Genomic DNA, 13,732 nt, shown 5'->3' with positions numbered 1-13,732 from the left:
CTGCTACACCAACTCTGGTAACAGCGGGAACTCAAAACTTCTGTTTGGCAGATGCGCCAACTTTTGCAAGTGTTCAGTTTAATGAAGCAAATATTGTTTGGTACACAGCTCTAACAGGTGGAACAGCAATTCCATCTACTACAGCGCTGACAAGCGGAACTTACTTTGCAGCCATAAAAGATGCTGCTACAACTTGTGAGAGTTCAGTAAGATTATCAGTAACCATTAATGTAACTGATCCGGCTACGCCAACAACGACTCTTGCATCTCAGGTTTTCTGTTCAGCAAATAATCCAACTGTTGCTAATATTCAGGTAAACCAAAGTAATGTAGTTTGGTATAACGCCGAGAACGGAGGAACACCAATTGCATCGACAGCAGCTTTAGTAAGCGGAGACTACTTTGCAGCAGTAAAAGATGCAACTACAAATTGCGAAAGCAGCATTAGACTAAAAGTTTCAGTTACTGTTGGAAGTTCAAATGTTCCTACAACAAATAATGCAGCTCAGAACTTCTGTTCAACAAGTGCTCCAACATTTGCCAGTATTCAGGTAAACGAAAGTAATGTGTCCTGGTTTAATGATGCAATAGGAGGAACAGCGATTCCATTAACAACAGCTTTAACTTCTGGTATTTATTATGGAGAAATCACAAATCCTTTAACCGGATGTAAAAGTGCAACCCGCTTACCAGTTACAATTACTATAGTTAATCCAATGCCAACACCTACAACAGGTTCATTAACACAAAACTTCTGTTCAGTAAATGCACCAAAAGTTTCGAATATTCAGGTCAACGAATCAAACGTAATTTGGTACAATAGTGCAACCGGAGGAACAGCGATTCCTGCAACAACAGCTTTAGCTAGCGGTACTTATTATGGTGTTGTGGCGAGCGGTTCAAATTGCGAGAATCCGGTAAGATTGCAGGTTATAGTAAATGTAAATACACCAGGAATTGTTACTACTCCAAGAACAAGTCAGACATTCTGCTTGTCAGCAGCTCCTACAATCGAAAGTATTGTTGTAAATGAGGCAAATGTAGTATGGTATACTTCTGCAAATGGTGGAACGCCACTTGCCGCAAATACACCACTTACAGCGACAACATATTATGCTGCAGCACTTAACAATACAACGAATGGTTGTGAGGGTGCAACAAGATTAGGAGTAGCAGTTTCTTTTGAAAATGATGCACTGGTTCCAATCACTACTACAGATGATACACCATGTGTTTTCCAGGGAATAACGTATTCTATTGCCAACGGAAAATCAGATTATCTCTGGACAGTTGAAAACGGTACAATTACTTCTGGAGGAGGAAACGCTGACGGAACTGTAACTATCTCATGGTCTGACATCGGACCAGGAAAAGTAAGTGTTGTTTACATCAATACGTGTAATGAAAGAACAACTAAATCATTAAATGTAAATGTAGCTACTTGTTCTGATCTAACGATAACAAATACAGTGAGTAATCCTACACCTAATTTTGGTGAGCAGATCACATTTACCGTAACAGTAAACAATGTTGGTCAGGGTAACTTTATCAATACGATAGTAAGCGAATTATTACCAAGCGGATTTGATTTAGTAAGCGCTAGTACAACTGCAGGGACATATGATCTAACTACACAGCTTTGGACAATTCCAGCTTTAAATGCAGGACAAAGCGTAGTACTTACAATTGTTGCAGAAGTATTGCCAAGTGGTAACTATACAAACGTTGCAACTGTCGAAATTTCGACTCCTTTAGATGTTGATGCATCAAATAACTCGGCTTCAGTGACTGTTGTGCCAGTTTGTTTGACAGTGTACAATGAATTTACTCCAAATAATGACGGAGCGAATGATCTTTTCAGAATTGATTGTATCGAATCATATCCAAACAACGAGTTGAAAGTATATAACAGATACGGTTCATTAGTATATAGTAAACAACATTATGAAAATGATTGGGACGGAACGGCCAATGTGTCCGGAGTTATTAATAGAGGAGATATGCTGCCAACTGGTACTTATTTTTATGTGATAACCATCGGAGATGGAACGGTTAAGAAAGGCTGGTTATCTATAATGAGATAATCACTGTATTAATCATCTAATTAATTAAACTTAATAAGTATCGTTATGAAACTATATATAAAATCATTAGAAACGTATTTCATTCTAATATGTTCTTTTATTACATTTTGTGCCAGTGGACAACAAGATCCGCAGTACACACAATACATGTACAACACAATGTCGGTAAATCCTGCTTATACTGGATCTACCGGAACATTAGAAGCAACACTTTTGGGCCGTTCTCAATGGGTAGGAATTGATGGAGCGCCAGAAACACAATCATTTTCTATTCACTCACCGCTTCGAAACGAGAATATTGGTTTAGGACTAAGTATCGTAAATGACAAAATTGGTCCATCAAACGAATTGTATCTTGACGGTAACTTTGCGTATTCAATTCCATTAGGATATGATAAAAGATTAGCATTTGGTCTTAAAGCAGGTATGCGAATGTTGAATATAGATTGGTCTAAGGGTAGATTTTACAATAATAATGATGTTTTGCTAAATCAAAATATTGATAATCAAATGAAATTGGCTGTTGGAGCAGGGATTTACTATTATACTGATAAATGGTATTTAGGATTCTCGATTCCAAGTTTTATTCAAAGTAATTATTACGACGATGTTCAGGAATCTATAGATTATGATCGTTTACATTATTATTTAATGGGAGGTTATGTTTTTGATTTGAATCCGAATTTAAAGTTTAAACCCGCATTTTTAGTAAAAGCAGTAAATGGAGCGCCACTTACTGCTGATATATCAGCGAATTTTATGATTGCAGAGAAATTTGTAATTGGCGGATCTTATCGAACAGATGATTCTGTAAGTATACTGGCAGGTTTTCAAATATCCAGAAGTTTTTATGCCGGATATGCTTTTGATTACACGGTTAGTGATTTGAATAAATACAATGACGGAACGCATGAAATCATCTTGCGTTATCAATTCATGAAAAATCAAAGCAAAATCAAATCCCCTCGATTCTTCTAAATATAAAACCCTATGAAAAAATTATATATCCTTAGTTTGCTATTGAGTTTTACATTTGGTTTTGCTCAAAAGACTAATTTAAAAAAGGCCGATGCATTGTTTAAAAACTATTCTTATGTAGATGCTTCTAAAGCTTACGAAGAATGTTTGCAAAATATCGAAAATCCATCGGCTCAAACGTTAAAAAATGCCGCAGACTCTTATTACTTTATTTCTGATGCCAGAAATGCTTTAAAATGGTATAAAAGATTGTACGAAGTGCAAGGCAATAATTTAACAGATATCTATTACCTGCGTTATATCCAGTCAATGAAAGCCGTGATGGATTATGATGACGCAGATAAAATCACGAAGGAATATCTAAACAAAAAAGGAGATCAGAAAGAAATCAACAGATATGTTGCTCAAAAAAAGCAGCTGGATAGCCTGGCGAAAGCAAAGTCTCTTTATTCGATTAAAAATTTAGACATCAATACCAGTAAATCAGATTTTGGGGCTACTTTCTATCAGGATCGAATCGTTTTTACATCAGCCAGGGATACAACAAGATTTGCTGATAAATTGTATAACTGGAACAATCAGCCCTTTCTGAATTTGTATGTAGCTGATAGAAATCCAGCTGACGGAAGTTTGTTTAATGATGCATTGTTTATACCCAATATAATGACCAAATATCATGAAGCAACAGCAAGTTTTGATGCCAACGGAAAAACAATTTACTACTCCTCGAATATTGTCAAGAAAAACAAATTAGTTACGGATGGAAATAGCGTAAATAATTTTCAAATACTTAAAGGTTCAATAGTAGATGGGAAAGTAGAAAATCCGCAAAAAGTTTTCTTTGATAATGAGGATTATTCTGTTGGGCATCCAAGTTTAAGCGATGATGGACAATTACTTTTCTTTGCATCAGATATGCCGGGAGGGTATGGCGAAACCGATTTGTATGTAGTGAAAATTGCAGATGACGGAACAATGAGTTCACCTCAAAATCTGGGACCAAAAATCAATACAATGGGTAATGATCTTTTTCCATTTTTTCGTAACGGAATACTTTATTTTTCTTCAGACGGACATTATGGTTTAGGAGATCTTGATGTATATGAAAGTGCATTTTTATCAGATGGAAGTTTCTCTACACCAAAAAATTTAGGTGCTCCTATCAACAGTAACAAAGACGATTTTACTTTTGTTATTGATAAAACGGGTACTTATGGGTATGTCTCTTCTAACAGAGCAGGCGGTAAGGGCGATGATGATATTTATTTTTTTGTAAAAGGAGAACCGGTTTGCAACCAGAATATTTCAGGAAAAGCAATCGATCACAAGTCACAATTACCAATAACAGATGTTACCGTTGTAGCTTACAATTCGTACAATGAAATTCTGGCAGAGACAAAAACAAACTACGACGGAAAATATGCTGTAACAGTACCTTGTAATAAAACAGTTCGACTAGTCGCTACAAAAACAAATTATAGCAACGACGAAAAAACGGTAGAAACTACAAAGGAAAATGAAGCAGAAATTACCGATGTCAATTTCGAATTAAGTAATTACGATGATCTTGTAGTTAAAAAGAAAGGAGTAGAAAAAGTAGATGTTAACCCCATTTACTTTGACTATAACAAATTTGATATAACACCTTTAGCTGTTGAGGAATTGGCCAAAGTAGTTTTTATTATGCGAAAGTTTCCTAATATTCGTATCAAAATCGAGTCTCATACAGATTCAAGAGGAAAAGATGCGTATAACCTTAAGCTTTCTGATAACAGAGCAAAATCGACACGTGATTATATTGTTGCGCAAGGTATTGATGCTTCGAGAATAGAAAGTGCAATTGGTTATGGCGAAAGCCGATTAATTAATAAATGTAAAAATGGAGTAAAATGTACTGAAGAAGAACATTTATTAAACAGACGCTCGGACTTTATCATTATTCAGAAATAGTTTTATGGTTGTATTCTTGTAATTTGGGGATTATTAGAATAAAATATAAAACGAAGAAACCATTTGGAAGTTGGTTTTGTTTAATTCTTTTTAAGAATAATGGGCAAGAAGAAAATCAAGTTGCATCGTTTTGCAACTTGATTTTTGATTTTATAAAAGTTTCATTTTTTGCTGTTTTTCAACAAAAATAATCCTAATTTTGATGTTCAGTTATTCTAAAACACAACCTCCAGTATTTTAATATTATATGAGTATTCAAGAAACAATTCAGACTTTAAGAGACGAACTTAATCAGCACAACTACAATTATTATGTGTTAGATAATGCCACAATTTCTGATTACGATTTTGATATAAAACTAAAAGAACTTCTGGATTTAGAAAATAAACATCCGGAATTTTTTGACGAGCATTCTCCAACACAGCGGGTAGGAGGAATGGTGACCAAGAATTTCAAAACCATAGCACATCAATACCGTATGTATTCTTTGGATAATTCTTATTCGAAAGAAGATTTGCTGGATTGGGAAAATCGAATTCAGAAAGTTCTCGGAAACGTGAATCTGCAATATACCTGCGAATTAAAATACGACGGAGCCTCGATAAGTATTACTTACGAAAATGGAAAATTGGTACAAGCCCTAACTCGTGGTGATGGTTTTCAAGGCGATGAGGTTACCAACAACATCAAAACAATACGTTCAATTCCGTTACAGTTAAAAGGAAATTATCCGGAAAGATTCGATATTCGTGGCGAAATTATTTTGCCATTTGCCGGTTTCGAAAAAATGAATCAGGAATTAATAGAAATAGGAGAAACGCCATATTCAAACCCAAGAAATACAGCATCAGGAAGTTTAAAATTACAAGACAGTGCCGAGGTTGCAAAACGCCCCTTAGAATGTTTATTGTATTTTGTAACAGGTAATAATTTGCCTTTTTCGTCTCAATATGAAGGATTAGAATCGGCCCGAAAATGGGGATTCAAAGTGCCAACCGAAGCGAAACTAGTCAATAATATGGAGGAAGTTTTTGACTTCATTGATTATTGGGATGTGCACCGCCATAATTTACCTTATGAAACAGATGGAGTTGTTGTAAAAGTAAACAGCATTCAATACCAGGAAGAATTAGGATATACTGCAAAATCGCCTCGTTGGGCCATTGCTTATAAATTCAAATCAGAACAGGTTTCGACCCAATTAAATTCTATTACCTATCAGGTCGGACGTACAGGAGCGATAACGCCTGTGGCCAATTTAGCACCGGTACAATTGGCCGGAACAATTGTAAAAAGAGCTTCTTTGCACAACGCAGATCAAATAGAGAAATTGGATATTAGGATAAATGATACCGTTTTTGTTGAAAAAGGAGGCGAAATTATTCCTAAAATTATTGCCGTAGATTTATCAAAACGTCCTGAAAACTCAGAACCAACACTTTATATCACCCATTGTCCGGAATGCCAGACCGAGTTGGTCAGAAACGCCGGAGAAGCCAATCATTACTGTCCTAATTTTTACGGATGCCCTCCGCAGATTATAGGTAGAATCCAGCATTATATTTCAAGAAAAGCAATGGATATTGAAGGATTGGGAGGTGAGACAGTAGCTTTGCTTTTCAAAAATGGTCTGGTACACAATTACGCCGATTTATACGAATTAAAAGTAGAAGATATTTTGCACCTGGAAAGAATGGCAAAAAAATCTGCTGAAAATCTGGTAAATGGTGTAGAGAAATCTAAAGAAATTCCGTTCGAAAGCGTATTGTTTGCTCTCGGAATTCGTTTTGTTGGAGAAACCGTAGCCAAAAAATTAGCCAAACATTATAAAAATATAGATGCACTTAGCAAGGCTTCTTTAATGGATTTGATTTTGGTAGATGAAATCGGTGAAAGAATTGCCAGAAGTGTCATTGAGTTCTTTGAAAACGAAGAAAATCAAAAAATTATTGAATGTTTAAAAAGTTATGGCGTCCAATTTGAAATTGTTGAAAAAATCAACCCAAATGCTACTGTAAAATTCGTTGGAAAAACATTCGTTGTTTCTGGTGTTTTTACTCAATTTTCGAGAGATGAACTTAAAAAAGCCATCGAAGATAATGGAGGTAAAGTAGGAAGTTCAATTTCTGCAAAAACTGATTTTGTAGTAGCCGGCGATAACATGGGCCCTGCAAAATTAGAAAAGGCGAATAAATTAAATATCCCTATCTTGTCTGAGGAAGATTTTATAAACAAATTAAATGAAAGCGAATAAGCCGTCTTTGATTTTATTCTTTTTAGCCTTACTGTGCGCAATTATATTTGATTGTACACAACAAGATATTTTTACGCTCTATGCAAAAGCAGTTGTTCTTCCGGCAATATTCATTTATTTTTTAATAAGCAGCGAGTTTAAAATAAGTAAAACTGAAGGTTTAATTTTTCTGTTTTGCTTTGTAGGTCAGGTTTTTGATTTAATGGATGTTGAGGTTTCTGAAATTGGCGGAGTAATATGTTTTTTAGCAGTTTACCTCTTATTAGTAATGATTTTTATAAAAGAACACGAAAAAATAAAATTAGCAAAAAAAGATATTCTACCCGTATCTATAGTAATTATATTTATAGTCTATTTGCTTGTTTCTGTTTTGAGTTTACAGTTCGATAATCTAAAGAAATTCAATATCATCTATGCTTTTTACGGAGTTGTGCTAAGCGTTTTAAGTTACTTTGCATTTGTAAGCTATATAACAAAAGGAACGCATTTAGCATTGTTAATGTCACTCATGGCTATTAGTTACATCTTTTCGGATATATTCTACATCTTCAATGAATACTTTTCGTACTCAATTGTCCTTGTTTTAATTCGTGACATTACACAAATTTTGGCTTATTTCTTTATGGTGGAGTACTTTCTTGAAAAAGCCAAAATTCATAAAAAGATATTATACAATAATTGATCTGCCCTGATTGGTGTGTGCTTTATCTTTATCGAAATAAAAGTCAATTCGGCCTAAATTTATTCCGTAACAACCCACCTGATTAACCAATACATCTTGTCCTGCCTTATTTTTTACAATCGTAGGTTTGTCAAGAAAAGTATGCGTGTGCCCGCCAATAATTAAATCAATATCCTGAGTTTGTGCGGCAAATTTCAAATCAGAAATTTTAGATTCGTCGTCTTTGTATTTATAACCTAAATGCGAAAGGCAAATAACCAAATCACATTTTTCTTCTTTTTTTAATAATTGCGTCATATCCTGCGCAATTTCTACAGGATTGTTGTAAATAGTTTCCTTGTACATTTGTTTGTCTACCAAACCTGCAAGTTCAATTCCTACGCCAAAAACCCCAACTTTAATTCCGTTTTTATTAAATATTTTATACGGTTTTACAAGGCCGTTCATTACGGTATTCTTAAAATCATAATTTGAATTGATAAATTCAAAAGTAGCATGAGGCATTTGTGCATATAAACCATCCAGACCATTATCAAAATCATGATTTCCAATAGTCGATGCATCATATTTCATCATACTCATCAACTTAAATTCAAGTTCCCCGCCATAATAATTAAAGTACGGAGTTCCCTGAAAAATATCTCCTGCGTCTAATAAAAGAACATTTGGATTTTCCCTGCGAATTGTTTCTATAAGAGCAGCTCTTCGTGATACACCACCTTTGTTTGGGTTACGAGGATCATCAGCCGGAAACGGATCGATGTGGCTGTGAACATCATTAGTATGTAGAATCGTTAAGTGCTTAATATCGTTAGTTTCAAAACTGCTTAATGATAAACCTAAACTTAATAAGGCAGTACCTGCAGCTGTTTTTTCGATAAATTCTCTTCTTTTCATTTTGTATATTTTTTTGCGGAAACGATATTTTATTTTGCTATTTTTTTGCCACTGATTAAAAAGATTTGCGCAGATCTTTAATCTTTTAATCTGTGGCTAAAACTTTTTACGCGCACAGAAATGATTTGTTTTTTTATTCTAAATTTGCGCTTGGTCTTTTTATTCTTCAGTAATTCGGATATTCTTTGCTAGCGGAATTGTATCAACTTCTTTAAAATAGTCAATCAACACATTTCGAAGTTTATAATTCAAATCAAATTTTTCAACCCCTTTAGCGAAAAAAGTCATGCTGTCTCCACCATTGGCTAAGTAATCATTTGTAGCTGCATAATACACTTTGTTAACGTCAAGAGGTTTTCCCTGAATCAGGATGTTCTTCGCTTTATTATCTTTTGTAATTGTAAAGGTCATTCCGGATAAAGGCTGAGGTTTTTTCTCCTTAATAATATAAGCGGCAATTTCAAGAATTTGATCTCCCTTTAAAGCGATAACAACCAGATTGTTTTCAAAAGGCATAATTTCAAAAGCAGTTCTTGTAGTTACATTTCCTTTTGGTAAAATAGCGCGAATTCCACCGTGATTTAAAAGACATAAGTCAATGCTTTTCTTTTCTCGTGCCTTAAAAACAAGATTCCCTCTTTCTACACAAACATCGGCTAATAAACTGCCAATACTGGTTTGCCATTTTCCGGTACTCTTATCCAAAGTTTCCGGGCAGTATGCCAAAACGCTGTCTAAATCTTTATTAATATGATCGCGATAAGGTTTAATGAAATTTTCAATTGCTGGAGTTTCAGCGTTTTTTTCAGTGACCGGAATTTGTTTTCCTTCTATCTTCGTCAGGTTGTAATTTTTCTGACTGCAAGAAGTTATAAAAAAAAGTGTTAAGAATATAACAAAAAGTTTTAAAAATCCGTTATACTTTTTTAGTTTTACCATCTTAAATGCGACTTAAATAATTAATTTTGTAATCTGGCAAAAGTACTATGTTTTTAAATTATATAAAGGAATTTTTTGTAAAAAAAACATTAAATAAAAACTTGAATAATTTCAAAAATGAAGTTTTTACCAGTAATATACAAACAATTGGTTTACTGATCGATGAAAGCGATTTTGTTCATTCAAAAGAATTGGTTGATGAGCTTATTCTGCAGGACATCGCTCCTCAGAACATAAAAGTTGTGGCGTATAGAAGTAAATTTAAGGAAAAAGAAACGTATTTGATCCCTACATTTGGTAGCAAACATATCAATTGGAAGGGAGAAATTACCGAAGTTTTTCTGAATGAATTTATAGCAACAGAATTTGATCTTTTGATTAGTTATTATGATATCGAAACTGCAATTTTGATGACGATAACCAACCAGTCCAAAGCCAGGTTTAAAGTGGGATTTGCATCTGTAGATAAAAGATTAAATCGATGGATGATAGATACCACGATACAAAATTATAAACTTTTCGTTTTCGAATTGTTCAAGTATTTAAAGAGTATAAAATAAAATTATAAATTAGAATATGCAATCATTAATAGGAACTGGTGTTGCCCTTGTAACTCCATTTAAAAAAGACTTTTCAATTGATATCGAAGCTTTACAGCGTATCGTTAACTTTTCTATTGATGGAGGGGTTGAATATCTTGTGGTTATGGGAACAACAGCAGAAAATGCTACCCTGACACAAGCCGAAAAAGAATTGGTTATTACTACTGTAATCAATACTAATAAAGGAAGATTACCACTAGTTCTTGGAGTTGGAGGTAATAATACAATGCAAATTGTAGAGGAGTTAAAGACAGGGGATTTCTCGGCTTTTGAAGCTATTCTTTCTGTTTCTCCTTATTATAATAAACCAACACAGGAAGGTATTTATCAGCATTTTAAAGCCATTGCAGAAGCTTCGCCAATTCCGGTAATCTTATACAATGTTCCCGGAAGAACTTCTAGTAATATGTTGCCGTCTACAGTAATTCGTTTAGCAAATGATTTTGAGAATGTTGTAGCTATAAAAGAAGCTGCGGGTGATGTGGTACAGGCCATGCAGATAATTAAAAATGCACCAAAAGATTTTCTTGTAATTTCAGGAGATGATATGATTGCTTTGCCAATTGTTTTAGCTGGTGGAGCAGGTGTAATTTCGGTTATTGGGCAAGGTTTTCCAAAAGAATTTTCAGAAATGATTCGATTAGGACTAAATAAAAAGGTAAATGAAGCGTTTAAAACACAATACTTTTTGTCAGATTGTATTGATATGATTTTTGAGCAGGGAAATCCTGCCGGAATCAAACAAGTCTTTCAAGCCCTTGGTATTGCTGAGAACACAGTGCGTTTACCATTAGTAAGCGTTGATGAATCGTTAGCAAACCGATTGAATGAATTTGTAAAAAACAGCATAAAATAAGAGTGAGATTGCCGGTATTTTAATATACCAAAAAAATATTTTGTAGTAGCTAAATTAATAACTAAATTTGCCACCGGAACTTCGGTGTGATTTTGCTTTGGCATAATTGTCTAAGAAATCATAATAAAAGTAAGAAAATGAAAAAAATAGTATCTCTATTAATTGTTGTTGTCCTTTTTTGTTCTTGTAGTGAATATCAAAAAGCATTAAAAAATGAAGATGTTGCAGCTAAATTTGAAGTGGCAACGAAGATGTACGAGGCAGGAAAGTATTCAAAAGCAATTCGTCTTTTTGAACAATTAGCGCCTTCTTACAGAGGGAAACCTCAGGCAGAGAAACTTTTTTATATGTTTTCGCAATCTTATTATAAATCAAAACAGTACTATTTAGCAGGGTATCAGTTTGAAAGTTTTGTTTCAGGCTATCCACGAAGCGAAAAAGTACAGGAAGCTGCTTTTTTAGGAGCTTTCAGTTATTCAAAATTAGCACCTGTTTATAGTTTAGACCAAACAGATACTCAAAAAGCATTAGAAAAATTACAAGCATTTATCGATAATTATCCAAACTCGGAATACATCGCACAGGCAAATGAGGCTGTGAAAATTTTGAATGGAAAATTGGAGAAAAAAGCATACGAAAATGCAAAAGGATACAATACAATTTCAGATTATAAATCAGCATTAATTGCATTTGATAATTTTATAGCTGATTTTCCTGGAACACCTTTTAAAGAAGATGCCCTTTTTTACAAATACGATTCGGCATATAAATTAGCAATAAACAGTATTCCTGCAAAAATGGAAGAACGTTTAAATGTGGCAAAAGTAGCGTACAATAACTTAATTAAGTTTAATGCTGCTACTAAATACAAAGAACAGGCAGATGAAATGAATGCCAGAGTTGAAACAGATTTACAAAAATTTACTAAATAAAAAAAAGTCATGGATTTAAAAAAGACGAATGCTCCTGTAAATACAATAACTTACAATAAAACAGTTATTGAAGAGCCAACAGGAAATGTGTATGAAGCAATTACCATTATGGCTAAAAGAGCAAATCAAATTAATTCTGAAATTAAAAAAGAATTAACTGAGAAATTAGAAGAGTTTGCTACATATAATGACAGTCTTGAAGAAGTTTTTGAAAATAAAGAGCAAATTGAAGTTTCTAAATTTTACGAAAAATTACCAAAACCACACGCTTTAGCAGTTCAGGAGTGGTTAGACGGTAAAACTTACCACAGAAGTTCAAATAAATAATATATAGTATAATGTCAGTTTTAAACGGGAAGAAAATTTTACTGGGTGTTTCTGGTGGAATTGCAGCCTATAAAACAGCCTCATTAGTACGACTTTTTATAAAAGCAGGTGCACATGTCCAAGTGATAATGACACCTGCTTCTAAGGATTTTGTAACTCCACTTACGTTATCTACGTTATCAAAAAATCCTGTATATTCCAATTTCTTTAATCAGGATGATGAAGATGCTGTATGGAACAATCACGTTGATTTGGCACTTTGGGCTGATTTGATGATAATTGCTCCTGCAACAGCAAATACCTTGTCTAAAATGACAACAGGAAACTGTGATAATCTTTTAATTGCTACTTATTTATCGGCTAAATGTCCTGTCTATTTTGCTCCGGCAATGGATTTGGATATGTATAAACACCCTTCAACATTATCTAGTTTTGCCGCTTTAAAACAGTTTGGCAATTTAATGATTCCTGCTGAAAACGGAGAACTGGCAAGCGGATTATCCGGTGAAGGCAGAATGGCTGAACCTGAGAATATTGTAGCTTTTCTTGAAGCTGATTTAGAAAGCAAGTTACCCTTAAAAGGAAAAAAAATACTAATTACTGCCGGGCCAACATACGAAGCGATAGATCCTGTACGTTTTATAGGAAATCATTCCTCAGGAAAAATGGGTTTTGATATTGCTCATGAAGCAGCTAGTCTTGGAGCGCAGGTTATTCTGGTTTCGGGACCAACACATTATAAGGTTAAAAACAGCTTAGTTAAAGTTGTTGATGTAATTTCGGCCCAGCATATGTACGATGCGTGTCATTTGTATTTTAATGATGTTGATGTTGCTATTGCAGCAGCAGCTGTTGCTGATTACAGGCCTAAAGTTGTAGCTTTACAAAAGATAAAAAAAGCATCAGAAGATTTTTCGATCGAACTCGAAAAAACAAAAGATATTTTAGCATCGCTGGGAGCAATAAAAAAGAATCAGTTTTTAATTGGCTTTGCTTTAGAGACTGAAAATGAAATTGAAAATGCTAAGTTGAAAATTCAGAAAAAAAACTTAGATTTGATTGTTTTAAATTCCTTACAAGATGAAGGCGCAGGTTTTAAAAAAGAAACCAATAAAGTAACTTTTATTGATCATAATTTTGAAATCGAACCTATGGAATTAAAATCAAAAGAATCTGTTGCGGTTGATATTTTAAACAAAGTGATTTTGCATTTTTCGAAGTCATAATGATT

At 34.0% G+C, this 13,732-nt stretch carries 12 protein-coding genes; 10 read left to right on the top strand and 2 right to left on the bottom strand.

Going from position 1 to position 13,732, the window contains the following annotated elements:
- From GIY83_RS11415 to GIY83_RS11395, 5 genes are all read left to right on the top strand, one after another.
- Positions 1 to 2,084, top strand: a 2,084-nt coding sequence (locus GIY83_RS11415) for a gliding motility-associated C-terminal domain-containing protein (protein WP_208686984.1), incomplete at its 5' end; no start/stop codon positions are given.
- 45 nt (positions 2,085 to 2,129) lie between these two features.
- Positions 2,130 to 3,062 carry a type IX secretion system membrane protein PorP/SprF gene (locus GIY83_RS11410; RefSeq protein WP_194616526.1) on the top strand — a complete coding sequence of 311 codons (933 nt, stop codon included), beginning with the start codon at positions 2,130 to 2,132 and terminating at the stop codon, positions 3,060 to 3,062.
- A 12-nt stretch (positions 3,063 to 3,074) separates the two neighbouring features.
- Positions 3,075 to 5,012 (top strand): OmpA family protein, encoded by a 1,938-nt coding sequence (locus GIY83_RS11405; RefSeq protein WP_208686982.1) that lies wholly within the window; start codon positions 3,075 to 3,077, stop codon positions 5,010 to 5,012.
- A gap of 247 nt (positions 5,013 to 5,259) precedes the next feature.
- Complete coding sequence (gene ligA, locus GIY83_RS11400) at positions 5,260 to 7,266, top strand: NAD-dependent DNA ligase LigA (protein ID WP_208686980.1); 2,007 nt, start codon at positions 5,260 to 5,262, stop codon at positions 7,264 to 7,266.
- The gene (locus GIY83_RS11395) at positions 7,253 to 7,948 is read left to right on the top strand and encodes a lysoplasmalogenase family protein (RefSeq protein WP_208686978.1); all 696 of its coding nucleotides are present in this window, start codon (positions 7,253 to 7,255) and stop codon (positions 7,946 to 7,948) included. Before ligA ends, GIY83_RS11395 begins: the two co-directional genes overlap by 14 nt.
- On the opposite strand, the gene GIY83_RS11390 is transcribed toward GIY83_RS11395, so the two are convergent.
- Positions 7,934 to 8,845: a bifunctional UDP-sugar hydrolase/5'-nucleotidase gene (locus GIY83_RS11390; RefSeq protein ID WP_194616530.1), complete on the bottom strand. Its 912-nt coding sequence runs from the start codon at positions 8,843 to 8,845 to the stop codon at positions 7,934 to 7,936. The genes GIY83_RS11395 and GIY83_RS11390 overlap by 15 nt on opposite strands.
- 159 nt (positions 8,846 to 9,004) lie before the next feature.
- Positions 9,005 to 9,784: a 5'-nucleotidase C-terminal domain-containing protein gene (locus GIY83_RS11385; protein ID WP_208686976.1), complete on the bottom strand. Its 780-nt coding sequence runs from the start codon at positions 9,782 to 9,784 to the stop codon at positions 9,005 to 9,007.
- Positions 9,785 to 9,885: 101 nt separating this feature from the next.
- Here GIY83_RS11385 and GIY83_RS11380 point away from each other — a divergent pair, with 101 nt between their 5' ends.
- The 5 genes from GIY83_RS11380 to coaBC all read left to right on the top strand — a co-directional run bounded on the left by GIY83_RS11380 (position 9,886) and on the right by coaBC (position 13,727).
- The gene (locus tag GIY83_RS11380) at positions 9,886 to 10,344 is read left to right on the top strand and encodes a hypothetical protein (RefSeq protein WP_228520436.1); all 459 of its coding nucleotides are present in this window, start codon (positions 9,886 to 9,888) and stop codon (positions 10,342 to 10,344) included.
- 16 nt (positions 10,345 to 10,360) lie between these two features.
- Positions 10,361 to 11,242, top strand: coding sequence for a 4-hydroxy-tetrahydrodipicolinate synthase (gene dapA / locus GIY83_RS11375; protein ID WP_208686974.1), 882 nt, complete (start codon positions 10,361 to 10,363; stop codon positions 11,240 to 11,242).
- 137 nt (positions 11,243 to 11,379) lie between these two features.
- Positions 11,380 to 12,174 (top strand): outer membrane protein assembly factor BamD, encoded by a 795-nt coding sequence (locus GIY83_RS11370; RefSeq protein WP_194616534.1) that lies wholly within the window; start codon positions 11,380 to 11,382, stop codon positions 12,172 to 12,174.
- A gap of 9 nt (positions 12,175 to 12,183) precedes the next feature.
- Positions 12,184 to 12,501: a DNA-directed RNA polymerase subunit omega gene (locus GIY83_RS11365; protein WP_008463064.1), complete on the top strand. Its 318-nt coding sequence runs from the start codon at positions 12,184 to 12,186 to the stop codon at positions 12,499 to 12,501.
- 11 nt (positions 12,502 to 12,512) lie between these two features.
- Positions 12,513 to 13,727, top strand: a complete 1,215-nt coding sequence (coaBC, locus tag GIY83_RS11360) for a bifunctional phosphopantothenoylcysteine decarboxylase/phosphopantothenate--cysteine ligase CoaBC (RefSeq protein ID WP_194616535.1) — start codon at positions 12,513 to 12,515, stop codon at positions 13,725 to 13,727.
- The last annotated feature ends 5 nt before the right edge of the window (positions 13,728 to 13,732 follow it).

The organism is Flavobacterium sp. SLB02 (assembly GCF_009664855.1).
In the GTDB taxonomy this organism is placed as follows: domain Bacteria; phylum Bacteroidota; class Bacteroidia; order Flavobacteriales; family Flavobacteriaceae; genus Flavobacterium.
The sequence above is the reverse complement of the archived record's forward strand: the minus strand, read 5'-3'. Positions and strand labels throughout refer to the sequence as shown.

What these genes read in the sequence shown, in the direction of transcription:
- GIY83_RS11410 (WP_194616526.1), top strand. Translation starts at nt 2,130, where the DNA reads ATGAAACTATATATAAAATCATTAGAAACGTATTTCATTCTAATATGT.
- GIY83_RS11405 (WP_208686982.1), top strand. Translation starts at nt 3,075, where the DNA reads ATGAAAAAATTATATATCCTTAGTTTGCTATTGAGTTTTACATTTGGT.
- ligA (WP_208686980.1), top strand. Translation starts at nt 5,260, where the DNA reads ATGAGTATTCAAGAAACAATTCAGACTTTAAGAGACGAACTTAATCAG.
- GIY83_RS11395 (WP_208686978.1), top strand. Translation starts at nt 7,253, where the DNA reads ATGAAAGCGAATAAGCCGTCTTTGATTTTATTCTTTTTAGCCTTACTG.
- GIY83_RS11390 (WP_194616530.1), bottom strand. Translation starts at nt 8,845, where the DNA reads ATGAAAAGAAGAGAATTTATCGAAAAAACAGCTGCAGGTACTGCCTTA.
- GIY83_RS11385 (WP_208686976.1), bottom strand. Translation starts at nt 9,784, where the DNA reads ATGGTAAAACTAAAAAAGTATAACGGATTTTTAAAACTTTTTGTTATA.
- dapA (WP_208686974.1), top strand. Translation starts at nt 10,361, where the DNA reads ATGCAATCATTAATAGGAACTGGTGTTGCCCTTGTAACTCCATTTAAA.
- GIY83_RS11370 (WP_194616534.1), top strand. Translation starts at nt 11,380, where the DNA reads ATGAAAAAAATAGTATCTCTATTAATTGTTGTTGTCCTTTTTTGTTCT.
- GIY83_RS11365 (WP_008463064.1), top strand. Translation starts at nt 12,184, where the DNA reads ATGGATTTAAAAAAGACGAATGCTCCTGTAAATACAATAACTTACAAT.
- coaBC (WP_194616535.1), top strand. Translation starts at nt 12,513, where the DNA reads ATGTCAGTTTTAAACGGGAAGAAAATTTTACTGGGTGTTTCTGGTGGA.